Source organism: Pseudomonas sp. GW456-12-10-14-LB2 (assembly GCF_002884345.1).
GTDB lineage: Bacteria > Pseudomonadota > Gammaproteobacteria > Pseudomonadales > Pseudomonadaceae > Aquipseudomonas > Aquipseudomonas paraglycinae.
Window position 1 is genome coordinate 1 of record NZ_POHV01000192.1, and the last position, 264, is coordinate 264.

1 pseudogene is annotated in these 264 nt (G+C 68.6%); it reads left to right on the forward strand.

The features are described 5' to 3' along the window. Positions 1 to 264, forward strand: a pseudogene (locus C1X29_RS30000) (hypothetical protein); the annotation flags it as partial.

Here is a 264-nt window from a genome sequence, read left to right on the forward strand (position 1 = left end):
ACCAGGTGCTGTTCGCCGACGTCGGCACCGAGAAGGCCGAGACCTTGGCCTTCGTGCCGCTGTTCCGCGCCTGGCTCGCCGACCATGGCGTGCCCTCGGAGGTGGTCCGCTACCAGCCGAAGAACTTCAAGAACTGGCCGCCCTATCGGACCCTGACCGAGAACCTGCTGACCAACGGCGCCTTGCCGGGCATCGCCTTCGGCCGCGGCACCTGTTCTCAGAAGTGGAAGGCGGCCCCGCAGCACGCCTGGGCCCAGGCATGGC